The sequence below is a fragment of the Curtobacterium sp. AC272 genome (assembly GCF_979258155.1).
The window spans coordinates 2,901,259-2,925,903 of the sequence record NZ_OZ409838.1 but is presented as its reverse complement, the minus strand read 5'-3'; the positions used below and the strand labels follow the sequence as shown (position 1 = coordinate 2,925,903).

At 71.3% G+C, this 24,645-nt stretch carries 17 protein-coding genes and 3 pseudogenes; 10 read left to right on the top strand and 10 right to left on the bottom strand.

What is annotated here, in order from left to right; translation table 11 throughout:
- The first annotated feature begins 106 nt into the window (after positions 1-106).
- The 9 genes and pseudogenes from ACZZ0J_RS15065 (at position 107) to ACZZ0J_RS15025 (ending at position 10,820) form a co-directional block, all read left to right on the top strand.
- Positions 107-1,465: an ABC transporter substrate-binding protein gene (locus ACZZ0J_RS15065; protein ID WP_463437554.1), complete on the top strand. Its 1,359-nt coding sequence runs from the start codon at positions 107-109 to the stop codon at positions 1,463-1,465.
- Positions 1,462-2,382, top strand: a pseudogene (locus ACZZ0J_RS15060) (carbohydrate ABC transporter permease); the annotation flags it as partial. The gene ACZZ0J_RS15065 and the pseudogene ACZZ0J_RS15060, both read left to right, overlap by 4 nt.
- A 167-nt stretch (positions 2,383-2,549) precedes the next feature.
- Positions 2,550-3,473: a carbohydrate ABC transporter permease gene (locus tag ACZZ0J_RS15055; RefSeq protein ID WP_194648409.1), complete on the top strand. Its 924-nt coding sequence runs from the start codon at positions 2,550-2,552 to the stop codon at positions 3,471-3,473.
- A 139-nt stretch (positions 3,474-3,612) separates the two neighbouring features.
- On the top strand, positions 3,613-6,528 hold the full coding sequence (locus ACZZ0J_RS15050; RefSeq protein ID WP_463437553.1) for a glycoside hydrolase family 2 TIM barrel-domain containing protein: 2,916 nt from the start codon (positions 3,613-3,615) through the stop codon (positions 6,526-6,528).
- A gap of 99 nt (positions 6,529-6,627) precedes the next feature.
- Positions 6,628-7,089, top strand: a pseudogene (locus ACZZ0J_RS15045) (glycosyltransferase family 4 protein); the annotation flags it as partial.
- On the top strand, positions 7,041-7,727 hold the full coding sequence (locus ACZZ0J_RS15040) for a glycosyltransferase (protein ID WP_463438200.1): 687 nt from the start codon (positions 7,041-7,043) through the stop codon (positions 7,725-7,727). The pseudogene ACZZ0J_RS15045 and the gene ACZZ0J_RS15040, both read left to right, overlap by 49 nt.
- Positions 7,727-8,179, top strand: coding sequence for a polysaccharide biosynthesis protein (locus ACZZ0J_RS15035; protein WP_194648406.1), 453 nt, complete (start codon positions 7,727-7,729; stop codon positions 8,177-8,179). The genes ACZZ0J_RS15040 and ACZZ0J_RS15035 overlap by 1 nt, the downstream gene beginning before the upstream one ends.
- Positions 8,176-8,697, top strand: a complete 522-nt coding sequence (locus ACZZ0J_RS15030) for a glycosyltransferase (RefSeq protein ID WP_194648405.1) — start codon at positions 8,176-8,178, stop codon at positions 8,695-8,697. The genes ACZZ0J_RS15035 and ACZZ0J_RS15030 overlap by 4 nt, the downstream gene beginning before the upstream one ends.
- Positions 8,694-10,820 (top strand): hypothetical protein, encoded by a 2,127-nt coding sequence (locus ACZZ0J_RS15025; RefSeq protein ID WP_463437552.1) that lies wholly within the window; start codon positions 8,694-8,696, stop codon positions 10,818-10,820. The genes ACZZ0J_RS15030 and ACZZ0J_RS15025 overlap by 4 nt, the downstream gene beginning before the upstream one ends.
- A gap of 393 nt (positions 10,821-11,213) precedes the next feature.
- Here ACZZ0J_RS15025 and ACZZ0J_RS15020 read toward each other — a convergent pair whose 3' ends face one another.
- Positions 11,214-11,633 carry a DUF3151 domain-containing protein gene (locus tag ACZZ0J_RS15020; protein WP_463437551.1) on the bottom strand — a complete coding sequence of 140 codons (420 nt, stop codon included), beginning with the start codon at positions 11,631-11,633 and terminating at the stop codon, positions 11,214-11,216.
- Between the two features lie 270 nt (positions 11,634-11,903).
- Between ACZZ0J_RS15020 and ACZZ0J_RS15015 the strand changes: the two genes are divergently transcribed.
- A complete protein-coding gene (locus ACZZ0J_RS15015) occupies positions 11,904-13,898 on the top strand; it encodes an ABC-F family ATP-binding cassette domain-containing protein (protein WP_463437550.1) in 1,995 nt (664 codons plus the stop codon).
- On the opposite strand, the pseudogene ACZZ0J_RS15010 reads toward ACZZ0J_RS15015, so the two are convergent.
- The 9 genes and pseudogenes from ACZZ0J_RS15010 to crtI form a co-directional block, all read right to left on the bottom strand.
- A pseudogene (locus ACZZ0J_RS15010) lies at positions 13,838-15,376 on the bottom strand (SdrD B-like domain-containing protein); the annotation flags it as partial. The gene ACZZ0J_RS15015 and the pseudogene ACZZ0J_RS15010 overlap by 61 nt on opposite strands.
- A gap of 1,614 nt (positions 15,377-16,990) precedes the next feature.
- Positions 16,991-17,686, bottom strand: coding sequence for an SDR family oxidoreductase (locus ACZZ0J_RS15005; RefSeq protein ID WP_463437549.1), 696 nt, complete (start codon positions 17,684-17,686; stop codon positions 16,991-16,993).
- 10 nt (positions 17,687-17,696) lie between these two features.
- Entirely contained in the window at positions 17,697-18,188 is a 492-nt protein-coding gene (locus ACZZ0J_RS15000; RefSeq protein WP_123340009.1) for a DedA family protein, read from the bottom strand.
- A gap of 42 nt (positions 18,189-18,230) precedes the next feature.
- Positions 18,231-19,781 (bottom strand): YihY/virulence factor BrkB family protein, encoded by a 1,551-nt coding sequence (locus ACZZ0J_RS14995; RefSeq protein ID WP_463437548.1) that lies wholly within the window; start codon positions 19,779-19,781, stop codon positions 18,231-18,233.
- A 157-nt stretch (positions 19,782-19,938) separates the two neighbouring features.
- Entirely contained in the window at positions 19,939-20,982 is a 1,044-nt protein-coding gene (locus tag ACZZ0J_RS14990; RefSeq protein ID WP_111085419.1) for a Gfo/Idh/MocA family protein, read from the bottom strand.
- Positions 20,983-21,244: 262 nt separating this feature from the next.
- A complete protein-coding gene (locus ACZZ0J_RS14985) occupies positions 21,245-22,171 on the bottom strand; it encodes a prenyltransferase (protein ID WP_463437547.1) in 927 nt (308 codons plus the stop codon).
- The gene (locus ACZZ0J_RS14980) at positions 22,168-22,584 is read right to left on the bottom strand and encodes a lycopene cyclase domain-containing protein (RefSeq protein WP_463437546.1); all 417 of its coding nucleotides are present in this window, start codon (positions 22,582-22,584) and stop codon (positions 22,168-22,170) included. Before ACZZ0J_RS14980 ends, ACZZ0J_RS14985 begins: the two co-directional genes overlap by 4 nt.
- Entirely contained in the window at positions 22,581-22,913 is a 333-nt protein-coding gene (locus ACZZ0J_RS14975) for a lycopene cyclase domain-containing protein (RefSeq protein ID WP_111085416.1), read from the bottom strand. The genes ACZZ0J_RS14980 and ACZZ0J_RS14975 overlap by 4 nt, the downstream gene beginning before the upstream one ends.
- Positions 22,913-24,553 (bottom strand): phytoene desaturase family protein, encoded by a 1,641-nt coding sequence (gene crtI, locus ACZZ0J_RS14970; RefSeq protein ID WP_463437545.1) that lies wholly within the window; start codon positions 24,551-24,553, stop codon positions 22,913-22,915. Before crtI ends, ACZZ0J_RS14975 begins: the two co-directional genes overlap by 1 nt.
- Between the last annotated feature and the right edge of the window lie 92 nt (positions 24,554-24,645).

Here is a 24,645-nt window from a genome sequence, read left to right as displayed (position 1 = left end):
GGCGTCCACAGTCGGGAGCGAACACCCAGGCGCGAATCTGCAACGACGCTCGGTTTTGTGGTTGGCTGACCTGGACCCCGAATCGACGACGAACCGGAGTGCGGCAATGACGCCACGACCACGACCCATCTCCAGACGACAACTCCTGGGCTTCGGCATCGGCACGGCGGCGGCAGGACTGCTCGCCGGCTGCGCGGTCCCCGGTTCCACCAACGTGAACAAGGCCGCCCTCGTGCCGGCCGCCGCGTCGGGCGAGACCGTCCAGCTCACCTACTGGGCCTGGTTGAAGGACCTGCAGAAGGTCTGCGACGTCTGGAACAAGACGCACCCGAACATCCAGGTGTCGGCGAACTGGATCCCCGGCGGCAACAGCGGCGGGTACCAGAAGATGTACTCCGCGCTCGCGGCCGGCGGTGGTCCGGACATCGGTCAGGTCGAGCTCCGGCAGATCCCCGAGTTCATGCTCGCCAACGGCCTCGTCGACCTCGCCCGCTACGGCGCGAAGGACCTCGAGTCGAAGTACGACGAAGCCGCGTGGGCGCAGGTGTCGTTCGTGGACGGCGTCTACGGCATCCCGCAGGACACCGGCCCCATGGGGTTCTACTACCAGACCGCCCTGCTCGAGCAGGCCGGCGGCGAACCCCCGACGACGTGGGACGAGTGGCGGGACCTGGCCGAGAAGGTCCGGAAGACCGGCAAGCAGAACTACCTCGAGGTGTTCCCGGTCTCGGACGCGTCGCCGTTCGCCGCGTACGCGCAGCAGGCCGGCGCCCGTTGGTTCAAGGTCGACGGTGACGAGTGGGTCGTCGACATGACCGACGACAAGACCCTGATGGTGGCGGACTTCTTCGACGGGGTCATCGACGACGAGCTCGTCGACACCAGCGCCGGTGCGTACTCCCCCGGCTGGTACGCCTCGGCCGCGAGCGGCAAGATCGCCGCGGTCACGAGCGCGAGCTGGGGCGACGCCCTGATCGAGTCCGTGCAGGGCGGCGAGGGCAAGTGGAAGGTCGCCCCGATGCAGAAGTGGGGCGCCGACGGCTTCGGCTCGAGCGCCATCGGCGGCTCGACGGCGGCGGTCCTGGCGAACGCGAAGCACCCGAGGGAAGCGCTCGAGTTCATCACCTGGATGACCACCTCGAAGGAGGGCATCGACGCGATGATCAAGTACTGCGGCATCGGCTGGTCGCCCGCGGTCGACTACATCGGCAAGCAGCGCGAGCAGCCGTCGAAGTGGTTCTCCGGCCAGAACTACAACGAGGACGTCTTCGTGCCGGCCTCGAAGGAACAGAACATCGACTGGTCGTGGTCCCCCGTGACCCAGTCGGCGTTCACGAGCCTGCAGAACCAGTTCCGCCGGAAGCTCACCTCCGGCCTCAAGCTCTCCGACGCGGTGGAACTCGCGCAGCGGGAGATCGTCCAGTCCTTCAAGGACAAGGGCCTCAGCGTCAGGACGGCACGATGAGCCAGCAGACCAGCACGCGACCCGCCTTCCGCACGAGCACGAAGGCCACGAGTGCGCAGAAGCGCGCCCCGTGGATCCTGCTCGCGCCGTTCCTGGCCCTGTTCCTGCTGACGTTCATCATCCCGATCATCAGCGCCCTGTTCCAGTCGTTCACGACCGTCGACCGCGAGGGCCTGTTCGGCGAGGACGGCGTCGTCGGCAAGTTCGCCGGCTTCGACAACTACGCGATCGCCCTGCAGGACTCCGGCTTCGTCGCCTCGATCGGCCGCATGCTGCTCTTCGGCATCGTGCAGGTCCCGGTGATGATCATCGCCTGCACGATCCTCGCGCTGCTGCTCGAGTCGGCGAGCGCCCGCTGGCCGGGCTTCTTCCGCGCGATCTACTTCATGCCGTACGGCGTCCCCGGCGTCATCGCGACGATCCTGTGGTCGTTCCTGTACGTGCCCGGCCTGTCGCCGATCGTGTCCCTGCTGCAGTCGATGGGGCTGCAGCCGGACTTCCTCGGCGCCAACAGCGTGCTCTGGTCGATCGCGAACATCGTCACGTGGACCTACACGGGCTACAACATGCTCATCATCGTGGCGCAGCTGAAGTCGATCCCCGGCGAGGTCTACGAGGCCGCCAAGATGGACGGCGCCGGCCCGTTCCAGGTCGCGTGGCGGATCCAGATCCCGCTCATCGCGCCGGCCTTGGTGCTCACCACGGTCTTCTCGATCATCGGGACGCTGCAGCTCTTCGCGGAGCCGCAGATCCTGTCCACGGTCGCCCCGGCGATCGACACCGAGTACACGCCGAACTACGCCGCGTACACGAACGCGTTCGCGTTCAACGAGTACGGCGTCGCGAGTGCGCAGGCGGTCATCATCGCGCTGGCCGCGTTCATCCTGTCGTTCGCGTTCCTCGCGTTGACGAACCGCGCGCCGAAGGACGAACGCGACCGGCGCAAGCGCGCCAAGCGTGACGGCCTGGAGGCCCGCACCGCGCTCCAGACGCGCGCTGCGGCGGGCAGCACCGGTACTTCCCAAGCCGCACCGGGCCTCCAGGCCAGGTCCGGTCTGCAGAACGGAACGAAGGGGGCGGACGCATGACCGTCGAAGCACCGACCAAGCAGCCCGCCGTCCCCGTGGACACCACGTCGATCTCGGCGCACCAGCGCCGCAAGCTCGACCGGTCCCCGCGCTCGCAGATCGTCGTGACGGGCATCCTCGTCGTCGTCGCGCTGTACTTCCTGGTCCCGCTGTACTGGGTCGTCATCGCCGCGACGAAGACGACCGGCGCGCTGTTCTCGACGAACGGGTTCTGGTTCGGCGGCGAGTTCGCGCTCTGGAGCAACCTGCAGCAGGTGTTCACCTACGACGGCGGCATCTTCGTCCGGTGGATCGCGAACAGCATCCTGTACTCCGGCGTCGGTGCGGTCCTGGCGACCTACTTCGCCGCGGCCGGCGGGTACGCGCTGGCGAAGTACGACTTCAAAGGGCGGCAGTTCGTGTTCGGCACGATCCTCGGCGGTGTGCTCGTGCCGGGGACCGCGACGGCGCTGCCGCTGTTCCTGCTGTTCTCGACGCTCGGCCTGACCGACACGTACTGGAGCGTGCTCATCCCGAGCCTCGTCTCCCCGTTCGGCCTGTTCCTGTGCCGGGTGTACGCCGCGGCGTCGGTGGACACCACGCTGCTCGAACAGGCACGCATCGACGGCGCCAGCGAGCTGCGGATCTTCCACACCGTCGTGCTCCGCCAGATGACCCCGGCCCTGGTGACCGTGTTCCTGTTCCAGGTCGTCGGCATCTGGAACAACTTCTTCCTGCCGCTCATCATGCTGGCAGACCAGAAGCTGTACCCGATCACACTGGGGTTGAACAACTGGCGCTCGCAGGTCGACCGCCTGCCGGAGTTCTACCAGCTCACCACCGGCGGGGTGCTCGTCTCGGTCATCCCGCTCGTCATCGCCATCATCGTCCTGCAGCGCTTCTGGCGCGGGGGCCTCACGGAAGGATCGGTCAAGGGTTGACCAACTCCGCACTCGACGACCTCCACTCGACCTCGCCGGGTTCGGCATCACGGCTCCTCCGCGGGCCGCGCTCCACACCGACGCACCCTCGCTCTCGCTGAACGGCGACTGGCGCTTCCGGTGGTCGCCGGTCGCGTCGGTGTCCGACGCGTTCGCCACCGACGCCGCCGTGGAGGACGACCCCGCGTGGGGCGAGCTGCCGGTGCCGTCGCACTGGGTGCTGCACGGGCACGGGTCGCCGAGCTACACGAACCTGCAGTACCCGTTCCCGATCGACCCGCCGCACCCGCCGGACGAGAACCCCACCGGTGACCACCGGCGCACGTTCGAGCTGCCGGCGTCGTTCGCGGCGGCCGGTCGGGTGCTGCTGCGGTTCGACGGCGTCGAGTCGCACTTCCGGGTGTGGCTGAACGGCACGCTCGTGGGCTGGTCGACCGGGTCCCGCCTCGCGACCGAGTTCGACGTCACGCAGCTGCTCCGACCGGGGTCGAACGACCTGGCCGTGCGGGTGCACCAGTGGTCGGCGGCCTCCTACCTGGAGGACCAGGACCAGTGGTGGCTGCCCGGGATCTTCCGCGACGTCACGCTGCTCGCCCGTCCCACGGCTCCGATCGACGACGTGTTCGTCAGGGCTTCCTGGGCGCCCACGTTGGGCAGTGCCGCGACGGCCGGGACGGCTGCGTCCGGACGCCCGGCGACCGGCAGCGGGACCATCACGTTCCCGACGCTGGACGCTGGCTTCCCGGTGCGGTTCGCGGTGCCCGACCTCGGCGTCGACGTGACGTGGGCGACGGCCGACGAGGTCGCGCCGATCGAGGTCGAGGGCGTCGAGCCGTGGAGCGCGGAGCTGCCCAAGCTGTACGACGCCACGCTGTCGACCGACTCTGCCGCGACCAGCACGGCGGCGGGTGGCACCGACGGCGGTGAGACCGTGTCGCTCCGGCTCGGGTTCCGCACGGTCTCGATCGAGGGTGACCGGTTCCTGGTCAACGGCGAGCGCGTCGTGTTCCACGGCGTGAACCGACACGAGACCCACCCCGTGCGCGGCCGCGTCTTCGACGAGGAGCACGCCCGCGCGGACATGGCGCTCATGAAGCGCAACAACGTCAACGCGATCCGCACCTCGCACTACCCGCCGCACCCCCGCGTGCTGGACCTCGCCGACGAGCTCGGCTTCTGGGTGATCCTGGAGACCGACCTCGAGACCCACGGGTTCATCTTCACCGGCTGGGTCGGCAACCCCTCCGACGACCCGGCCTGGGCGGACGCCTACCTCGACCGCGTCGCACGGACCGTCGAGCGGGACAAGAACCACCCGTCCATCGTGATGTGGTCGCTCGGCAACGAGTCCGGCACCGGCCGGAACCTGGCGGCGATGTCGCAGTGGGTGCACGACCGCGACGCCGAGCGGCCCGTGCACTACGAGGGCGACTACACGGGCGAGTACACAGACGTGTACTCGCGGATGTACCCGTCGCTGCAGGAGACCGAGTCCATCGGCGGCGGCACCCCGACACCCCTGCTCGGTTGCGGCCCGGCCGAGGCCGCACGGCAACGCTCGAAGCCGTTCATCCACTGCGAGTACGTGCACGCGATGGGCAACGGCCCCGGCCAGATCGCCGAGTACGAGGCCCTGGTCGACCGGTACCCGCGCCTGCACGGCGGGTTCGTGTGGGAGTGGCGCGACCACGGGCTCCTGGCGCAGACCGCGTCCGGCCAGGACTACTACGCCTACGGCGGCGACTTCCACGAGGTCGTGCACGACGGCAACTTCGTGATGGACGGCCTGGTCCTGCCCGACGACTCCCCGACCCCGGGGCTCGCCGAGTTCGCGGCCGTCGTCGCCCCGATCCGCCTGGCGGTGTCGGACACCACGATCCTGGTCGAGAACCGGTACCACTCGGCCTCGACCGCCGGGCTCCGGTTCTGCTGGACCCTGTCGCGGAACGGCGTCGTCGAGGCGTCCGGCCGGTTCGCCGCCGGCGTGGTGGCGGCCCGCGAGTCGGCGACCGTCCCGGTGCCGTCCGAGGTGCTCGACGCGGCCACCGCCGAACTCGCACCCGGCGACGAGCTCTGGCTCGACCTGACCGCCGAACTGGCGGGCCCGACCGCGTGGGCGGACACCGGCCACGTCGTCGCACGCACCCAGCGGCTCGTCGCGAGCCGTGTGGCGGACGCACCACGGGCCTCCCGGCAGGGGTGGGAGGGCGACCGTCTCGGCGACGGGACGTTCTCGGACCGCGGCGACCTGGTGTCCTGGAAGGGACACGAGGTCGCAGGGCCCCGTCTCGAACTCTGGCGCGCCCCGACCGACAACGACCGCCTGGCGTCGCAGGGCGGCTACGAGACGGCGGACCCGGTGCTGACGCACGGTGTCGGTGACCCGGACGCTCCCCCGTCGGCCTCGCGCTGGCGGGACCGTGGACTGGACCGTCTGACCCACCGCCTGGTGTCGGTGGAACGGACCGACTCCGGGCTGGAACAGCGGGTGCGGGTGGCGGCGGCGAACAGCGGGTGGGGCCTCGAGGTCACGCACCGCTGGACCCTGACGTCGGACGGGCTGGTGCTGCAGACCGACGCGGTGCCGTTCGGGGCGTGGGACGTCACCTGGCCGCGGATCGGGGTGCGGTTCGACCTGCCGGCCGGGTTGGCCGACGAGACGGCCACGTGGTTCGGCACCGGGCCGCTCGAGTCGTACGCCGACTCGTCGCACGCTGCCCGGGTCGGCCGGTTCACCGCTCCGGTGCGGTCGCTCGGGGTCGAGTACTCGCGGCCGCAGGAGACGGGGCACCGGCCGTCGTTGCGGGAGCTGTCGGTCGGGCCGTTCACGGTGTCGACCGTGGGATCGCACCGTGCCGGCTTCACCCTGTCGCCGTGGACCGCGCAGCAGATCGACCGCGCCGAGCACCCGTACGAACTGCCGACGTCGGACCACCTGCACCTGTACCTCGACGCCGCGCAGCACGGGCTCGGCAGCCGGGCGTGCGGCCTCGACGTGCTGCCGGAGCACCAGCTCTGGCCGCAGGCGTTCTCGTGGAGCGTGGTGCTGGCGTAGGGCGGGCGCGCGCGCCGCCGGGCGGGACCGGACAGGTAGCCCTGGCTACTGTTATTCCATCGTGTAGTATGTGAATATCAGTTGCCAGGGAGGCTCGTCGTGATCGTTTTCGTCCAACCCCATCTCCGCTTCGGCGGTGCCGAACGCCAGACGGTCAGCGTCGCCAACGCCCTGTCGGAACGCGGGCACGACGTCGCGGTCGTCCTCCACTCGGGCGGCGGGGGTCTGGAGAGCACGCTCCGGCCCGAGGTCGAGCTGCACGTGCTCGGTGTCGATCACCACCTCGCGACGCCGGAGATCGCGCGACGTCTGTACGCCGTGCTCCGCCGCATGCCGCCGTCGTTCGTCGTCGTCAAGTTGTGGTCGTCGATCCTCGCGTGCGCCCTGATCGATCGGCTCCCCGGCGCGCGCGATCACACGTACAACTACTGCGAGGACCTCGACCCTCGTGACCACGCCACGTACATCGCGCTCGGCCGGGCGAAGCAGCGGCTGATCGGTCGTGTCTTCCGATCGCGGGCGCACCTGACCGCGAACACCGAGACCGTCGCATCGTCGATGGTCGACGTGTACGGGCTCCGACGCACGCCCGCGGTCATCCCGAGCACGATCGACGCCGACGAGGTCCGGCGTCTGGCCGCCGGCTCCCCCAGCAGCGGGACGACCGGTTCACGGTGGTCTCCGTCGGCAGCCTCATCGAGCGGAAGGGTCTCGACCGCACCTGGGCAGCGCTGCAGCAGCTCGATCGTCCGGTGCACTGGCGCGTCGTCGGGGAGGGACCCCTCCGGACGGAGCTCGAGGCACTCCGGCGGCGGAGCGGGCTGGTCCAGGTCAGCATCGAGGGCGGCCACGCCAACCCGTACGGGTACATGGCCGCCGCCGACGTCCTGGTGCACGGCGCGCGGAGCGAGGCGTGGGGCATCGTCCTGCTCGAGGCGATGGCTGTCGGCACCCCCGTCGTCGCCACGGGCTCGATCGGCCCGTTGGAGATGCAGCGGGCGTTGGGCGAACAGCCGGACCTGATGCAGACCGTGCCGCTCGACGACGTCGACGGCCTCCGCGAGGCGATCGAGCGCAGTGCGGCGACCGCCCGCCCGGCGCTGCGGTCCTTCGACTCCTACATCGCCCCGTTCTCGGTGACACGCGCCACCCGCATGTGGGAAGACCGTGCGGCGCGTCTCCTCGGAACGAGCCGCTGATGCGCATCCTCTTCGTCTGCAGCAGTGGGGGTCACCTCGACCAGCTGCTCACGCTCATGCCACCGCCGGAGGGCGTGGACGTCGCGTTCGCCACGTTCCTGAAGCCCGACTCGATCCCGAAGCTCGAGGGACACCGCACGCACGGACTGTTCTGGCCCACCAACCGGAGTCTCCGAGCGCTGGTCGTGAACCTCGGCATCGCCCTCCGAACGCTCCGCGCAGAACGTCCGGACCTCATCGTGAGCAGCGGAGCCGCAGCCGCCGTTCCGTTCTCGTGGGTGGGCAAGGTGCTCTTCCGGACGACGAACGTCTTCATCGAGTGCGTCGACCGCATCGACAACCCGACCCTCACCGCGCGACTGGTCCGACCGGTCACCGACACGTTCGTCACGCAGTGGGACGCACAGCTCGACGGTTTCCCGCGGTGCACCAAGGTGCGGAGCAGCAAGTGAGGATCCTGGTCTCCGTCGGGACGCACGAGCAGCCGTTCCAGCGACTCCTCGACGCCGTCGCCGCGACGATCGAGCAGCGCCCCCAGGACGAGTGGATCGTCCAGTTCGGCGTCGGTTCGTGGCGGCTGCACGCGGATCACGTCACCGCGGCCGACTACCTCGACGCCGTCGCCATGCGCCAGGCGTTGGAGTGGTCCGACCTGCTCGTGTCCCAGGCCAGTCCGGGGAACGTGTTCGGCGCACTCGCAGCCGGTACGTGGCCGATCGTCCTCGGCCGGTCGCACGCCGCCGGGGAGCACGTGGACGACCACCAGATCCGGTTCGCCCGTGCGCTCGAAGAACTCGGCTACGCCACGGACGTCGTCCGACCGGAGCGTCTCGATGCCCTGCTCGGTGCGGAAGCGTCGTACTCACCCGACGACCGTGCCGATCGGACGCGCGAGGCGGCACGGACCGCCCGTGACAACGAGCGCGCGTTCCGCCGAGACGTCTGGCGCGTCCTCGAGGAACTCGCGTGACCGCCGTCGCCTCCTCCGGGATGTTCGCCCGCGGCGTCACCGGCACCGTGGTGACCGGCATGTCGCTCGCTTCCAGGGTCCTCGCGCTCCTCCTGCTGGTACCGGCCGCACGGCTCCTGTCGACGAGTGACTTCGGCGTGTTCTCCCTGGCGCTCGGTCTGGCCATCGCCGTCGCGAACGTGGTCGGCGGCGCCCCGGCGGACCTGACGGCGACCGCGGCGTCCTCCGCCCCCGCGCGCACGTGGCGCCTGGTGACGCGGGTGGTCGCGACCCTCACGCTCGTCGAGGCCGCCCTCGTGGCGGTGGTCCTGGTCGCGCCGGTCCCGGCTCCGCTCGTCGTGCTGTCCGCGGTCGTGTGCCTCAGCGCGATCGGCCCGGTGCTCGCGATGAACCTGCTCCGCGGCCTCGACCGGCCTGTCCTCGGGGCCGCGCTCCCCTACGCGGTGCTCCCCGTCGGGCGCGCCGTGGTCGCCGTCGCCGCGCTGCACGTCGGAACCGACCTCACCGGACTCATGACCGTGCTCGCCGCCGTCGGTACGGTCGTCGGACTCCTGACGCTGACCGCGCTGGTCCTGACCCGACCGGCGGCAACGGCCGCGCCCGCCGTCCTGGCGACGGGCGGTCGGACGCGCCGTCCGCTGCTCGCCGTCGTCGCCGGGGCGACGGTCAGCGTCGTCTGGTTGACGATCGGTCAGAGCGGCGCGATCGCCCTCTCCGCGGCAGCAGGACCCGCCGTGCTCGCCGCGTTCGTGCCCACCGCCCGGCTCTGCGACGCGCTGACGGCGATCGGGATCGGCTACAAGGCCGCCGCGAACCGTGCGCTGCAACAGACACCCGACGGAGCGCTGCCCCGCGGGCCGTGCTCGGTGTCCTCGGGTCCTTCGCGGTCGCCGCCGTGGCGATGTGCTGCGTCGCCCCGTCGCCGTCCCGGCGGTGTTCGGACCGGAGCTCCGTTTCCTCCCGGGGCCCGCCGCAGCGCTCATCGGCGCAGCCGCGCTCTCGTCGCTCGTCGCGGTGAAGATCCAGTTGCTCTTCGCCGCGCGCCGGTACCGCCGGATCGTCGTGTCGTCCGCGGTCGCCTGTGTCGTCGCCGTGGGCGGGATCGGGGCGTGTGCCGCAGTGTGGCACACCGAAGGCGTGGCGGCCGCGACGCTCGCCACCACGGCAGCCTGGTTGTCCGCCCTCACGGTGCCCGCCACCGCGCTCCGCACCCGATCGGCTGGTACCCCGTGCTGACGCTCCTGGTCTCCGGCACGGTGGCACTCGCGTTCATCGTCGCGCTCTGGGTGATCCCGACCTCGTGGCTCCTCCCGGTGGGCCTGCTCACCGCTGCACTCGTCCCGGTCGGTCGGTTGCCGCTGCCCGAGGTCGTCACCGTGCTGAGCCCCGGTGCGGTGGTCGTGCTCGCGTGGGTCGTCCGACGCGACCGGACGGCACTCGCGCGACCGGCCAGGATCGTGGTGACGATCGCCCTCGTGCTCGCCGGGTGGCTCGTCATCGGAGTCGTGTCGGGCATCTCCGTGCAACGCGGACTCGGGTGGGGGGCCGCCTTCACCCTGCTCGTGCTCGTGTTCACGTTCGAGCGCCGCATCCCGACCCTGGAGGTACGCCGGGTGCTCGACACGTGGATGTGGACCCGCAGCGGCGCTGTCCCTCTTCGGAGTCGTCGAACGGTTGCTCGGATCGAACCCGCTGTACGGCGGCGTGTTCGCATCGGGCGACTACCCGATCGTCCAGTACTGGAGCGACTACCGGATCACCACGACACTCGGCCACCCGTTGAACAACGCGCTCTTCCTCTCGGTCGGCACGGTCATCGCGGTCGCCCGGTTCGTCGAGCGCGGACGAACCAGCTCGCTCGTCGCCGCGGGGATCGGTCTGGTCGGCGTCTTCCTGACCATCAGTCGCGGCGGCCTCGTGGCCGTGGCGGTCGGTGTGGCGGTCATCGTCGTCGGACCGTTGTTCCGGCGAGCGAGCGGCGCGCGAGCCACGACGGCGAGCACACGAGCGTTCGTCGCCCTCGGCGTCACCGGTGCGGGCCTCGTCGGCGTCGCGCTCTCGCCGGTCTTCCAAGAGCGTCTCGGTTCGTCGAACGGCATCGCGTCTGCGCGCGCGCGGGATGAACTCGCCCCGCTCGTCTGGACGACGTCTGAGCACCTCGGGCACCTGGGTTCCGGTCCGGGCACGTCGAACCTCCTGCTGGTGGAGCGTGGCACACCCGTCGTCGTGGAGAACTCCTGGTTCCAGCTCCTCCTGAGCCTCGGGCTCCCCGGGGCGTTCCTGGTGGCCGCGCTCGTCGTGACCGCAGCGGTCCTGGCGCTCCGTTCCGGGTCCCTGAGCGCAGCAGCGGCCCTCGCAGCCCTGTCCACGTCGGCGGCGGGGTTCAACTGGATCGAGGCCGACCGGCCCGGGATGCTCTTCCTGGGCCTGCTCGTCGCCGCAGCGATCAGCGCGGAACAGCCGGCCGCGGCGCCGCCCGGTTCCGGGCCGAGGGCATCGAGGACCGCCCCGTCGCGCTACCCCTCGAGCGCGCGGATCGCCTCCGGGTCGGACGCGTCGAGGAAGTCGGTCAGGCGCTCCGGCTCGCCGGCCTCGCCGATCGCCTCGGCCGCCCGCCGCAGCGCGAACAACGCGCGGAGCACGCCGCGGTTCGGTTCGTGCGACCACGGCACCGGGCCGGCACCGCGCCAGCCGGCGCGACGGAGGGCGTCGAGCCCGCGGTGGTACCCGACGCGGGCGTAGGCGTAGGACTCCAGGCTCGCGCCGCGCTCCCAGGCCTCGTCGGCGAGCAGGGCCCACGCCAGGCTCGACGACGGGTGCGCCACCACCACGCTGGCGATCGGGGTGTCGGCAGCGAGCGCCGCGGTCACCTCGGGTTCGGCGGGGAGCAGGGTCTCGGGGTTCGTCGACGGGTTCGGCAACAGGTTCTCCGGCATGCCCCCAGCCTGTCATCCCTTGCGCGTCCCCGTGGCCGGGATTACCGTGGGAGGCACCTCGTCGTCATCACGAGGCCCCGGGGCGGGAGACCGACCGGCGGCACGGGTGGCGGACACGGGGGTCCCCGACGGAAGAAGACGGATTGCTGTCGATCACCGGTTCTGCTCAGCCCACGCGCTGACACCGTGATCGCGCGCCCCGTCGGGCGCTCCACCGCACAGCGGTGGGTCCGGTGTCGTGCGCCCAGCATCGACACCGGGAGGCATCCCATGCCCAGCAGTCCATCCGTCGTCCTGCACGACGTCACCTTCACCTGGCCCGACGGCTCCGTCGCGCTCGACCACCTCACCGCAGCCTTCGGGCGTGGCCGGACCGGCCTGGTCGGGAGGAACGGGGCCGGCAAGTCCACGCTGGTCCGGCTCGCGACCGGCCGGCTCCACCCCACGTCGGGCACCATCTCGACGTCCGGTCCCGTCGACCACCTGCCGCAACGCCTGGCGACGGGGGCCGACGACGCCGTCGCTGACCTGCTCGGCATCCGCTCGACACTCACCGCGCTCCGGGCCGTGCTGTCCGGCGAGGCGTCGCCCGAGCACTTCGAGGAGGTCGGCGACGACTGGGACCTCGAGGAGCGGGCCGCCGCAGCGATCGCGAGCGTCGGACTCGACGGCGCCGACCTGGAACGTCCGGTGTCGACGCTGTCCGGCGGGCAGTCCGTGCTCGTCGCCGTCGCCGGGGTGCGGTTGCGCGGCCGTCCGATCGCGTTCCTCGACGAACCGACGAACAACCTGGACCGTCGGGCACGCGGGCTCCTGCTCGACCTGGTCGACGACTGGCGCGGCACCCTCGTGGTGGTCAGTCACGACCGGGAGCTCCTCGAGCACGTCGACGAGACGTGCGAGCTCCGCGCCGGTGCGATGACCGTGTTCGGCGGGACGTTCAGTGCGTTCGAGGAGCACGTGGCCGTGCAGCAGGCGGCCGTCGAGCGCGAGGTCCGGGTCGCCGAACAGCGGCACCGCACCGAGAAGCGGCAGCGCATCGAGGCCGAGACGAAGATCGCCCGACGCGCTCGCGCCGGGGTGAAGGCCGTCGAGAACATGCCGAAGGGCTACGCGAACGAGCTGCGGAAGAAGGGCGAGCAGACCGCCGGCCGACTCCGCATCGGGTACGCGGACGACGAGGCCGTCGCACTCGCCACGAAGCGTGAGGCCGAACTCCGCCTGCGCGACGATGAGTCCATCCACGTGACCCTGCCCGACCCGGACGTACCGGCGTCTCGGCAGATCGCGACCGTGACGGTGCGTGGGCGGGACGTGATCGTGCGGGGACCGGAGCGGATCGCGGTCACCGGGGACAACGGCGTCGGGAAGTCCACCCTGCTCGAACAGCTCGTCGGTGCGCCGGAAGCCCGGGAGCACCCGCTGCCCGACACCGGTGCCGTCGCCCACGTCGAGCGGATCGCGTACCTGCCGCAGCGGAAGGACACCCTCGACGACTCCGCCACGGTGCTCGACAACGTGCGCCAGGACGCCCCGCACGTCCCCGTCGCCGAGGTGCGGAACCGGCTCGCGAAGTTCCTGGTGCGCGGCGACACCGTCGACCGACTCGCCGGGGCGCTGTCCGGCGGGGAGCGCTTCCGGGTGGCGTTGGCGAGCCTGGTGCTGGCCGATCCGCCGCCGCAGCTGCTGGTGCTCGACGAGCCGACGAACGACCTCGACCTGACGAGCGTCGACCAGCTCGTCGACGCGTTGCGGGCCCACCGCGGCGCGCTCGTCGTGGTCAGTCACGACGAGACGTTCCTCGACCGGCTCGAGCTCGACGCCAGGATCGAGCTCGGTGACGGTCAGCGTCTGCCGGGACGGTTCCGGCCAGCGCCGAGGAGGAGCGCGCCGACCACGACGAGCAGGACCGCGCAGGCGATGCCGATCGAGAGCCCCGTCGAGCCGGTGAAGGCCAGTGCCCCGTCGCCGCCGTGCCGCACGCCCGGTCCGGCAGCGGCGGACGAGGCCGCCGGACCGTCGAGCTGGTCCGGTACGGGTCGGCCCGGCGTGGCGTCCTCGACGGGGACGACGGGGACGACGCCGGCGTCGACGGTGCTGTCGCGGGTGACCGCGGTCCGACCGCCTTCGGCGTCGTGCTCCCACACGATCGGTACGGTACCGGAGACACCACGGGCATCCACGTCCGAGTCCGCCGCTGGATCGTCCCCGACGTGCTCGGTGGTGAAGGCGCGGTCGTCACGGTCCTCGACGGTGACCGTGTAGTCGCCGGGACGCAGCCCTTCGAAGTGGTACGTGCCGTCGGCGTCCGAGGTGGTGTCGCGTTCGACGTCGTCACCACGGTCGTCGGTGCCGTCGAGGTGGACCTGCACGTCGGCGATGCCGGGCTCGCCGTGGTCCTGGAGGCCGTCACCGTCGTCGTCGGACCAGACGCGGTCCCCGATCGCACCGGCAGCCACGCGGACGGTGGCGGGGTTGGACTGCACCGGCAGCGCGAGGTTCGAGGCACGCACGCCGAACCGGTTCGTGTAGCGGTCGCCGTCACGCTCCCCGATCGTCGAGACTGCGACGGTGTGCGTGATGGTCTCGCCGCCCGCCACCGGCGCGGCGCGCTGGATGCGGAACGCGGTGACGTCCTGCAGTGCCGCCGGGCAGCCGTCGGCACCGAATGCCTCGGCGTCGCACCACTTCGTGGCACCGCCTGGCTCGTTGGACGGCGCGTCCCCGTCGAGCTCGACACCCGAGGGAGCGGCGGACGTGTAGGTGACGGTCTCACCCGCCGCGGAGTGGACCTCGACCGACCTGGCGAGTCCGACCGAGCCGTGGAACGACGAGTTGCGGGCGTCACCCCGGTGCGGGAGGACGTCGATCACGTCCAGGTCGGCGATCGGAGCGGCGTCGGTGTTGGTGTACGCGAGTGACCACTCGGGATCGTCACCGACCGCGACGACGGGCGCCAGTGCCCGCTTCTGCACGCCGACACCGCCGGTGGTGATGACCTGGACGGCGCGGACGGCCGTGCGGTACTCCGCGTCGGATGCGTCACTCGGCGACGCGACCTCGACGACGTTCCGGATCGCGCCAGCTGGTGCGAGCTCGGACACGGCCGCGGTGTAGGTGATCGGGTCGACCGGGGCGTTCGGCTGGACCCTGTGCAGGGTCCACGTCAGCCGTTGGCGTCGCGTGCCGTCGTCCCCGTCGACCGTGTCGATCTCCGGATCGACCGAGGCGCTCCCGGCGACGTACGAGACGTGATCGGGCAGGACGTCGCGCACGGTGACGTCCGACGGCTGACCGGTCGCCTCGCCGTTGGTCAGCGTCGGGTACAGGGCGTAGTCGACGGCGTTCCCGGGCACGGTCACGCTGGTCTCGTCGGGGGTGTCGTCCGCGTCGTGCCCGGGGTCGACGATCTTCTTCTGGATGCGTGCGAGGTTCTCGGTGATGATGACGCTGTCGGACAGGGGGCCCGCTCCGAGTTCGGGGTCGGACCAGACGTCGTGGGTCCAGGCGGTGGCGCGGTCCCCGAACCACGCGTGTCCGAAGTCGTGGGCGCGCGTGCCGTTCGGGGCGTCCCGGGTGGTGACGGAGGTGGAGAGCGTGGCGGTGCCACCACCGGGGACGTCGCCGGTCACGCGGACGGCTCCGACGGCGCCCGGACCGCCGGGCACGTCCTCGGGGGTGTCGTACCAGGGACCGTCGCCCTCGCCGCATGCCTGCTGCTGTCCGCTGCCGGGTGACGGCATGTCGTAGGCCGCGTACTGGATCGTCGCCCCGTCGATCCCGGTGGAGTACGCGGCCGTCCTCCCACCCACACGGTGGAGCCGCTGGGTGTCGCGGTCGAAGGTGTCACAGAGGATCGCGTGGTCGTAGGGCCGGAGTCCGTGGTTCCACGCGCGGACCTCGCTGCGGAGGACGGTCCCCGCAGTCAGCCACGGGTCGCCCTCCTTCGCGGACCCCGTCTCGGCGCCGGCGCCCAGCCCGGCATCGCGGTAGATCTGCTTCTGGACACCGCCCGGCGCGTACTCGACGACGTTGCGCTTGGCGCTGTTGTCCTCGGTCGGCTCGGTGCTCCCCGGGAAGTTGTCGGCGCCGCTGACCGAGCTGGCCTGGAGCGGAGTGTAGGTGTTCACCGACTCGACGGACGTGCCCGACGGCGGGTACGGCATCCAGAAGCTGATGAAGCCGCTGACGAAGTACGGCTTCACCCCGCCGACGACCGGTCCGTTGGTGACGCTCTTCGACGGCACGCGGGACGGGTCCGTCACCGTCCCGGTGATGGTCACGTCGACGTCATCACCGGGGGCGCGCTGTTCGCAGGCGAAGCTCCCCGAGTCCACGACGGCGGCGTCTCCGCCGCCCTTCCCCGCCGGGAGGCCGCCCATCCGCCACGCGGTGTCGGCGTTCGGACCGCAGACGGGCTGGCCGCCGTTCCAGAGCACCGCGTTCGACGGGACGTCGCCGAGGATCCGGGAGACGTCGTCCGTGAACCGCATGCGACCGGCACTCTTCTCGAACCCGAACATGCCCTGACCGGGCACGACGGGTTGCCAGTCGACCGCGATCGGGTAGACCAGCTGCAGACCGGCGCTGCCGTCCGGACCGATGACGTCCGTCCGGAGGATCGACGCATGGACGTTCTTGCTGAGGTTGTACCGAGCGGCGGCGGAGACGGTCGTCGCCGGGGACGTCGTGGTGATCGGTGCGGCACCATCGGCAGTACCGGTGACGTCGACGGCGATGCGGTCGCCGTTCTTCCGGTCGGCGGAGACGTTCAGCACGGCCGGGACGGCGACCGCGTGCCCTTCCGCGACGGTCCCGAGGTTGCAGGTGAGCACGTTCCCGCTGACGGAGGAGCCCGCACCGGTGCACGGGGTCGGGAGTCCGACCCAGGACGTCTTCTCCGGAGCCGCCACGGTGAACGTCTCGTTGGACGAGGGGCCGCCGGTGGAGTTCATCGTGACGCGGTACGTGACCGAGTCGAGCGTCCGGACGATGCCGTTCGCGTCGCCGGAGTCGCCGCCCGGTTCGTCGTTCGGGGTGAACGGACCGTAGCCGTCCTTCGCGATCTCGACCGCGACGTCGATCCGCGCCGCGGCGGGCGAGGGAACCGGTTCCCCCGACCCGCGCTCCTCGTCCGGCGTCGGGAGTGCGGCCGCCGCCGGACCGGCCAAGCCGAGCACGACGCTCAGCGCAACCAACGGCATGGGCACGGCGAGGATCCGGGTGCGCGATCGCATGGGGTCTCCAGGTGAGAGGGCGCGCGAGCGCCGTCGGTCACCTGGACAGTAGAATACTGATGCGTTACACGCAAGCCGCAGGTCGTGAATATACCACATGCACGATGAACGGCCTCGGGATCAGCGCCGCTTGGTCGGGCGGATCGCGAGCGACTCGATCGTCCCGCGCTCCGGCAGGTCGACGACCGTCCGGACGGCCGCGGCCACGTCCTCCGGCGCCAGGTAGTACGCGGTGTCGTAGTCCTCGCCGAGCTTCTCGGTCAGCGCCCGCTGCATGTCCGAGTCCGTCCGGCCCGGGTGCACGCTCGAGACCCGGACGCCGTTCGCCCGCTCTTCTTCGCGCAGGGCGTCAGCGAAGGCCCGCAGTGCGAACTTCGACGCCGCGTACACGCCACCGCCGGGGCCGGAGTGGAAGCCCGAGCCGCTGTTGATCGGCACGACGATGCCCCGAGCCGCCCGGAGTGCCGGCAGCGCCACCCGGGTGAGCTCGGCGACCGCGAACAAGTTCGTGGCGAAGACCTGCTCCCACACGGCACGCGGGGTGTCGGCGATGGTCGTGCCCTGCTCGACGCCGGCGGAGTGCACGAGCACGTCGAGCCGGTCGGGCAGCGCCGGCAGGTCCCCCGCGCCGAGGTCACCGACGAACGGCGCGGCGCTCGGCAGTTCGGCGACGAGGGCGTGCACCGCCTCGGCGTTCCGTCCGCCGACGAACACGTGGTGGGTGCGACCGAGGTCGGTCGCGATCGCGCGGCCGATGCCGCGGGTGGCACCGGTCACCAGGGCGACCGGACGGTTCTGGAGCTGTTCTGTCGTCACGTGGGCCAGCCTACGGAAGCCGGGCCGGGCCTCCCGTCCGGTTCCGGGATCTGTGGAGAACCGTCACCGCGACGACCACCGCGACCACCAGGACGGCCACCGCTGCGATGCCCCACGGCGAGCCGGCCAGCGCGGCGACGACCGCCCAGAACACCGCGAGCCCGACGGTGGCGTAGAGGAAGGCCCACGCGACGCACCCCGGCACCATCGCGATCGTGTACCGCCACCACGCCACGCGGGCGAGCCCGGCGGCCGCGTTCATCACCGTCTGCAGCCCGACCACCACGAAGCTCACCGTCACCACCGGCAGGCCCCAGCGTTCGAGGAGCACCGAGCCGCGGCGGACCGCCGGCGAGTGCAGCCAGCGACCCCAGCGGGAGCGCGAGGCACCCGTCACCGCGAGACGCGCGACCCAGTACGTGGCCTGCGCGCGGCAGAACACGATCACGAAGAGCGCGAGGACGAGCTGCCAGAACGGCAGCCCGTCGAGGAAGGCGGGCACGGTCGCACCGTAGCGCCTCCGTCCGGAGGAACGCCCCGTCCGTCAGTCGCCGTCGGCGCCCTGCCGGATCCTGATCCCCTCGAGGACGTCCTGCGCCCGCTTCTCGTCCTGCTTCTCGATCTGGCGAGTGTCGCGCTCGGGGAGCTGGATGTCCTCCTCCGCCCGGATGCCCGCCTGCAGCTGCCGACCGCGCTCGAGCTCGGCGTCGAACTCGGCACCGAACAGCAGCGCGTTGTTCGTGATCCAGAGCCACAGCAGGAACACGATGACGCCACCGAGGGAGCCGTAGGTGGCGTTGTAGTTCGAGAAGTTGGCGACGTAGAACCCGAAGCCGACGCTCGCGATGATCAGGATGAGGATCGCCAGGATCGACCCACCGCTCACCCACCGGAACTTCGGCTGCTTGACGTTCGGCGCCCAGTAGTAGAGCACCGCGACGACGATGATCGCGACGACGAGCAGGATCGGCCACTGCACGATCAGCAGGACCGTCGCGGCGGCGTCGCCGAGTCCGATGACGTCGCCGAAGCTCCGGGCGAGCGGGCCCGAGACGAGCACGAGCAGGCCGACGACGAGCATGACGACGGTGAACACCGTCACGCCGAGCATGGTCGGACGGAGCTTCCAGATCGGTCGGCCCTCGCGGACGTTGTAGATCCGGTTCATCGCCCGGCCGAAGGCGCCGACGTACCCGGAAGCCGACCAGATCGCGCCGACGATGCCGACGACGAACGTGATGCCGGCGGCGGGCGACCGGACGAGACCCTCGATCGGGTCCCTCAGCAGGTCGACGACGCTCTGGGACCCGACGTTGCCGATGATCGTCAGCAGGGAGTCGATGGTCTTCTGCGGATCGGACACGAGGCCCAGGATCGAGACGATCGCCAGCAGTCCGGGGAAGAGCGCGAGCACCGTGTAGTAGGTCAGGCTCGCCGCGAGGTCGGTGCACTGGTCGCCGGTGAACTCGCGCAGCGTCTTCTTGAGCGTGTAGACGAGCGTCGGCTTGGTGAGGTCTGCGGGGCTGTCCGGCTTCCGGGAGTCGTCCGGGTCCGGCTTCTGCTGCTCCTGCGCCATCGGACTACCCCGCGCCTTCAGGGCCTGCTTCGACCGCTTCACGGCGGCCTTGCGGTTCTTGTTCGCTCGTCGCTGGACCGCGGCGATGCCGGTCTGCTGCTTCACGCGGGCCTTGTGGGCCGGGTCACGGTCCAGCGCCTGCTCGGCGGCCTTCGCCCGGGCCTTGCGACCCTTGCGACCGGACTGTGCCTGCTCCTTCGCCGAGGGGCCGTCGCCGCGCGCTCCGAAGGGCAGCAGCGCGGTGATCGCCGAACTCGCCGGTGGAGTTGCCAGGTGTCCGGCGGGGCGGTTGCGGATCGCGATGCCGGTGATGATCGCCGCGATCCCGGTGAGACCGGTGATGCCCATGGCCACGAGGGGCGTGGGGTCACGGTGCCAGCGCTGGCGGGTCTTCGCGGCTGCGAGCCGTGCCCGCGCCGGGAGGTTCGCACGGCGCTTGAGCTCGGTGACGGTGTCGGTCATGCGCTCGCGCGTGCGGACGTTCGCGAGTTCGAGCTCGGGGAGACTGTCCTTGGCCATTCCCCAGTTTCTACACGGCTGGGCCGGGGGCGCGCCCAGATGGCCGCGGCGCGGCCACCCGGTCGGTGTCGCTCCCGCGGCAGTGGGCGCGGCCGCATGGCGGACGGGAGGCCCGTGGCGGGCCCGCCACGGGCCTCCCGTCCGTCGGTCACGGCGTTCAGGACGGGACGACGACGTCCTCGGGCTGGCCGCTGGCAGCCGAACGACCAGCTGCCTCCATGAGTGCGAGGCTGCGCAGGTTGTCGCGGCCGCTCGTCGCCGGTGCCGGGCCGCCCTCGACCGAACGGGCGAAGGCCTGCAGCCCGCCCTGACGGTCGGTGTGCTCGAGCACGGGCAGCTCGACGGGCTCGGCCTCGTCGTCCTGGGTGCGGCGGAGGGTGACCACGTCGCCGTCGACCGCGTTCGGTGCTCCGTCGCGGCTGGTGAACCAGAGTTCGCCGTCCTCGCCCTGGATGCTCCACTCGCCGGCCCACGCCGTGCGGGGGCCGCGGCTCAGCCAGCTGCCGCGGTAGCTGACGACCAGCCCGCCGTCGAGCTCGATGAGCATCGAGGCGATGGCTTCGTCCTGGTACTTGCTGTACGACGGGAAGGTCGCCTTGGCGAAGACCCGGACGGCCTCTTGTCCGGTGACCATCCGGAGCAGGTCGAAGTGGTGGATCGCCATGTCGTTGATCATGGCGTGCGGGAACTTGTAGTGCGGGTGCTCCTCGAACGCCAGGTCGTTGTCCCACTGCCGGAAGTCGACGTTGATCGCGGAGAGCTCGCCCACGGTGTTCGCAGCGAGCAGGTCCTGCACGGCGCGCGGTGCCGGGTACCAGCGGTAGTTCTGGCTGACCTGCAGCACGAGGCCGAGCTCCTCGGCACGGCGCACGGCGGTGACGGCCTCGTCCGTGGTGTTGGCGAAGGGCTTCTCGACCAGGACGTGCTTGCCGGCGTCCAGGGCTTCGAGCGCGAGCGGTACGTGGGTGACGGCGGGGGCGGTGATGACGACGGCGTCGGCCTCGACCCCGGCGAGCGCCTCGGTGAGGGACGCGAACGCGGCGGACGCGGGCAGCCCGAGGTCCTGCTGCACGGCGGTCAGCGTTGCCGGCACCGGGTCGACGATCCCGACCACCTCCACTTCGGAGACCTCTGGGATGGCGGTGCGGGCCCAGTTGCCGCCCCACCCTCCGAGACCGACGTGGATGATCCGGACCGTCATGCGTGCACTCCTTCGTGGCTGCCGCGTCACGACTCCCGTGACGCGTCCGTCCAGTCTGTCAGTGCTGCGCGCGGCGGGCGTCGTCGGTGCCGCGCGCGGCGGGCGCCGAGGTTCCACGCGCGGCGGCGCCGAGGTTCCACGACATGCCGTGTGCGCGGCGCCGAGGTTCCACGGAGTGCGTCGGGCGACGTCGAGATGCCGAGATTTCGGAACCTCGACGGGACGCCGACGGGACCGGCGGGACGGGACGGGACCCGGGCGCTCAGTGCGTGAAGGCGTAGGCGATGAGCGCCATCGTCACGATGAACCCCGCCAGGTAGTTGATCCAGAGGAACCGCTTCCACCCGGCGTTCGCGGCCTCGGCGCCCTGGTCCGTGATGTTCCACCACGGCAGCACGTTGAGCGCGTACGGGATCACGACGACGGCGGCGATCGGCCCCGGGAACGCCGAGAACAGCAGTGCGACGCCGGCGATCAGGTACGCGACGAACGCGAGTCGCACGGTCGCCCGCGCCCCGATGACGGTCGCGACGGATCCGATGCCGCCGGCCCGGTCGGCCAGGACGTCCTGCACGGCGCCGAAGGCGTGCGAGGCGACCCCCCACAGGAAGAACGCGATGCAGACGGCGACGAGCTGGCCGGTCCAGTGCGGTCCGGCGAGCGCCAGGCCGTAGATCGCGGGCGAGACGAAGTGGGTCGACGAGGTCAGGGAGTCGAGGAACGGCTTCTCCTTGAACCGCAGCCCCGGCGCCGAGTACGCGATGACGGCGAAGACGCTGATCGCGAGGACGAGCCACGACCACGGCCCGTTCCCGCTCACCGCCCCGAGGACGACGAGCGCGACCAGGAAGGGCACGTTCGTGACGACGACGGCCCAGAGCGTGGTGCGGTGGACGCTCTTGTCGAGCAGCGCCCCCTCGACGCCGCCCTTGCGCGGGTTGCGCAGGTCGGACTCGTAGTCGAAGACGTCGTTGATGCCGTACATCGCCAGGTTGTAGGGCACCAGGAAGTACACGACGCCGACCAGGAACGCGACGAGCGAGAACCCACCGCCGCCCTCGACGCCGACCCCGCTGCCGAGCAGGTACGCGGCACCGAACGGGTAGGCGGTGTTCACCCAGCTGATCGGGCGTGACGACACGAACAGGGCGCGCAGGGTCGACGGCCTGGAGGCAGTGCTGGCGTTCACGGGGCGTCCTCCGGTGGTGCGGTGGTCGGGTCGGGCGCGGGGCGCGCGGCGGCCGGGTCGCGTGGGCCCGTCCGGTCGAACAGGACCCACAGGCTGGGCAGCAGCACGATCGCCGCCATCGCGTACGCGAGGTCCTCGACCGGGATCGCCCCGATCTTCGCCCCGCTGATGAGCGAGGGGTCGTAGGCGACGATGCGCAGGGTCACGATGACGTTGTCGAACACGATCGTCATCACGAGGAGCGCGATCCCGGCGACGAGCGACGTGACCAGTGCGACCCGGCGGCCGGGCCCCGGTGGTCGTCCCGCTGCTCGCGCACGGCGCGCGGCCACGATCCCGGCGACGACCGCCACCACCGCCACGACGGCGAAGAACGGCAGGGCCAGGAGGGCGTAGGCGCCGGAGCCGGTCACGGGCGCCGCCGTCCGAGCGACCGCTGCACGACGGGTCGGACGAAGCCGACCAGGTCCATCGTCGAGTAGCAGAGCAGCAGCAGGAAGAAGAGCTCCTCGAGCGGGACCTCGGGGGCGAGCAGCACGCCGGTCAGCAGGTGCTGCGGGCCGATGAAGAAGATGCCGTACGCGACCCCGGCGACGTCCCACACCATGAAGAACGCGACGCCGACGACCATCACCGCAGCCGCACGCCACGGCGCCCGCCAGAAGAACAGCCGGAAGCGGGCGTCGAGCACGGTCATGCCGATCAGCGACACGACCAGGCCGGCGAGGTACAGCCCGGGCATCAGACGGTGCCGGCCTGGTTCCGCGGGGTGCCGAGCGGCGTCGGCAGCGGTTCGGTGCTCGTGTCGCCGTGGATCCGCTTGAGCAGGACCTCGGCGCTGATCAGGCACATCGGCAGACCGATGCCCGGGATCGTGGACGCCCCGGCGTAGTACAGGCCCTCGACCTTGGCCGACGCGTTCTTCTCGCGGAAGAACGCACTCTGCTTGAGCGTGTGCGCGGGGCCGAGCATCGACCCGTTCCACGCGTTGAGGTCGTCGGCGAAGTCGCGCGGGCCGATCGTCCGGCGGACCCGGATGCGGTCCCGCAGGTCGGGGACGCCCGAACGCTCGGCGACGACGTCGATGGCGCGGTCGGCGATCTGCTCGACCTCGTAGTCGCCGGCACCGTCGATCCCGCCCTTGCCGATGGACAGGTCGGCGGGCAGGGGCACCAGGATGAAGAGGTTGCTCGAGCCGCGGGGCGCGACGGACGGGTCGGTCTCCGACGGCGCGCAGACGTAGATCGACGCGGGGTCGGGGACGTGCCGGTCCTTGCCGAAGATCGCGCCGAAGTTCGCCTTCCAGTCCTCGGTGAACACCAGCGTGTGGTGCAGCAGGCCGGGCGTCGGCCCGTCGATGCCGAGGTAGACGAGCACGGCGCTCGGTCCGGGGTCGCGGGTCTTCCAGTGCTCAGCACCGTGGGTGCGGTGCTCGCGGTCGAGCAGCTGCATCTCGGTGTGCTGCAGGTCGGCGGCGCTCACGACCAGGTCGGCCGGAGCCGTGTGCTGCACGCCGTCGCGGTCGCGGTGCACGACCCCGGTGGCGACGCCGTCCTCGACGACGATCCGTTCGACCTTCGCGCCGGCGATGATCCTCGCGCCCTCTGCACGGGCCACGCGTTCGACCGCGGCGATCACCTCGGTGATGCCGCCCTTCGGGTAGAGCACCCCGTCGGCGAGGTCGAGGTGGCTCATCAGGTGGTACATGCTCGGCGCGGCGTACGGGCTCGTGCCCAGGAACACGGCCGGGTAGCCCAGGATCTGCCAGAGTCGCCGGTCCTTGACCGCCGAGGCAGCGCGGGACGACAGCGGCTGCAGCAGGAGCCGGGCGAGCTTCGGCAGGCGACGGAGCACGTCGGGGGCGGCGAGCTTCGTGAGGTCCTGGAACGTCGTGTACAGGAACCGGCGGATCGCCATCGCGTAGGTGTCCTCGGCCGAGGCGAGGTACTTCCGGATCCGCTTGCCGGCTCCGGGCTCGACGGACTCGAACAGCGCGATGTTCGCCTCGGCGTCGGCGCGCAGGTCGATCGGCTCGTCGTTGCCCTCGCTGTAGACGCGGTACCCGGGGTCGAGCTTCACGAGGTCGAGTTCGGCGTCGGCCGAGGTGCCGAGCAGCTGGAAGAAGTGGTCGAACACCTCTGGCATGAGGTACCACGACGGCCCGGTGTCGAACCGGAAGCCGTCGCGCTCCCACGAACCGGCACGGCCGCCGAGCTGCGACCGCTGCTCGAGCACGGTCACGGCGAAGCCGTCCCGCGCGAGCAGCGCCGCGGACGCCAGTCCGCTGATGCCGCCGCCGATCACGACGGCGCGTCGGGCGGGCACCTTGCGCCGGGTGGTGGCGGCGACGGCCGTCGGACGGGAGGCGCGGGGCGGGGTCATGACGTGCCTCCTGGCCGACGGGTGGCCACCTTCGACCGCACGGGGGCGCGTCCGGCGAGCACCTGTGCGGCCAGGCGCGCCTTCACCGGGTT

Coding starts and splice junctions, on each gene's coding strand:
- ACZZ0J_RS15065 (WP_463437554.1), top strand. CDS start 107: ATGACGCCACGACCACGACCCATCTCCAGACGACAACTCCTGGGCTTC.
- ACZZ0J_RS15055 (WP_194648409.1), top strand. CDS start 2,550: ATGACCGTCGAAGCACCGACCAAGCAGCCCGCCGTCCCCGTGGACACC.
- ACZZ0J_RS15035 (WP_194648406.1), top strand. CDS start 7,727: ATGCGCATCCTCTTCGTCTGCAGCAGTGGGGGTCACCTCGACCAGCTG.
- ACZZ0J_RS15020 (WP_463437551.1), bottom strand. CDS start 11,633: ATGCCGGAGAACCTGTTGCCGAACCCGTCGACGAACCCCGAGACCCTG.
- ACZZ0J_RS15015 (WP_463437550.1), top strand. CDS start 11,904: ATGCCCAGCAGTCCATCCGTCGTCCTGCACGACGTCACCTTCACCTGG.
- ACZZ0J_RS14995 (WP_463437548.1), bottom strand. CDS start 19,781: ATGGCCAAGGACAGTCTCCCCGAGCTCGAACTCGCGAACGTCCGCACG.
- ACZZ0J_RS14990 (WP_111085419.1), bottom strand. CDS start 20,982: ATGACGGTCCGGATCATCCACGTCGGTCTCGGAGGGTGGGGCGGCAAC.
- ACZZ0J_RS14975 (WP_111085416.1), bottom strand. CDS start 22,913: ATGCCCGGGCTGTACCTCGCCGGCCTGGTCGTGTCGCTGATCGGCATG.
- crtI (WP_463437545.1), bottom strand. CDS start 24,553: ATGACCCCGCCCCGCGCCTCCCGTCCGACGGCCGTCGCCGCCACCACC.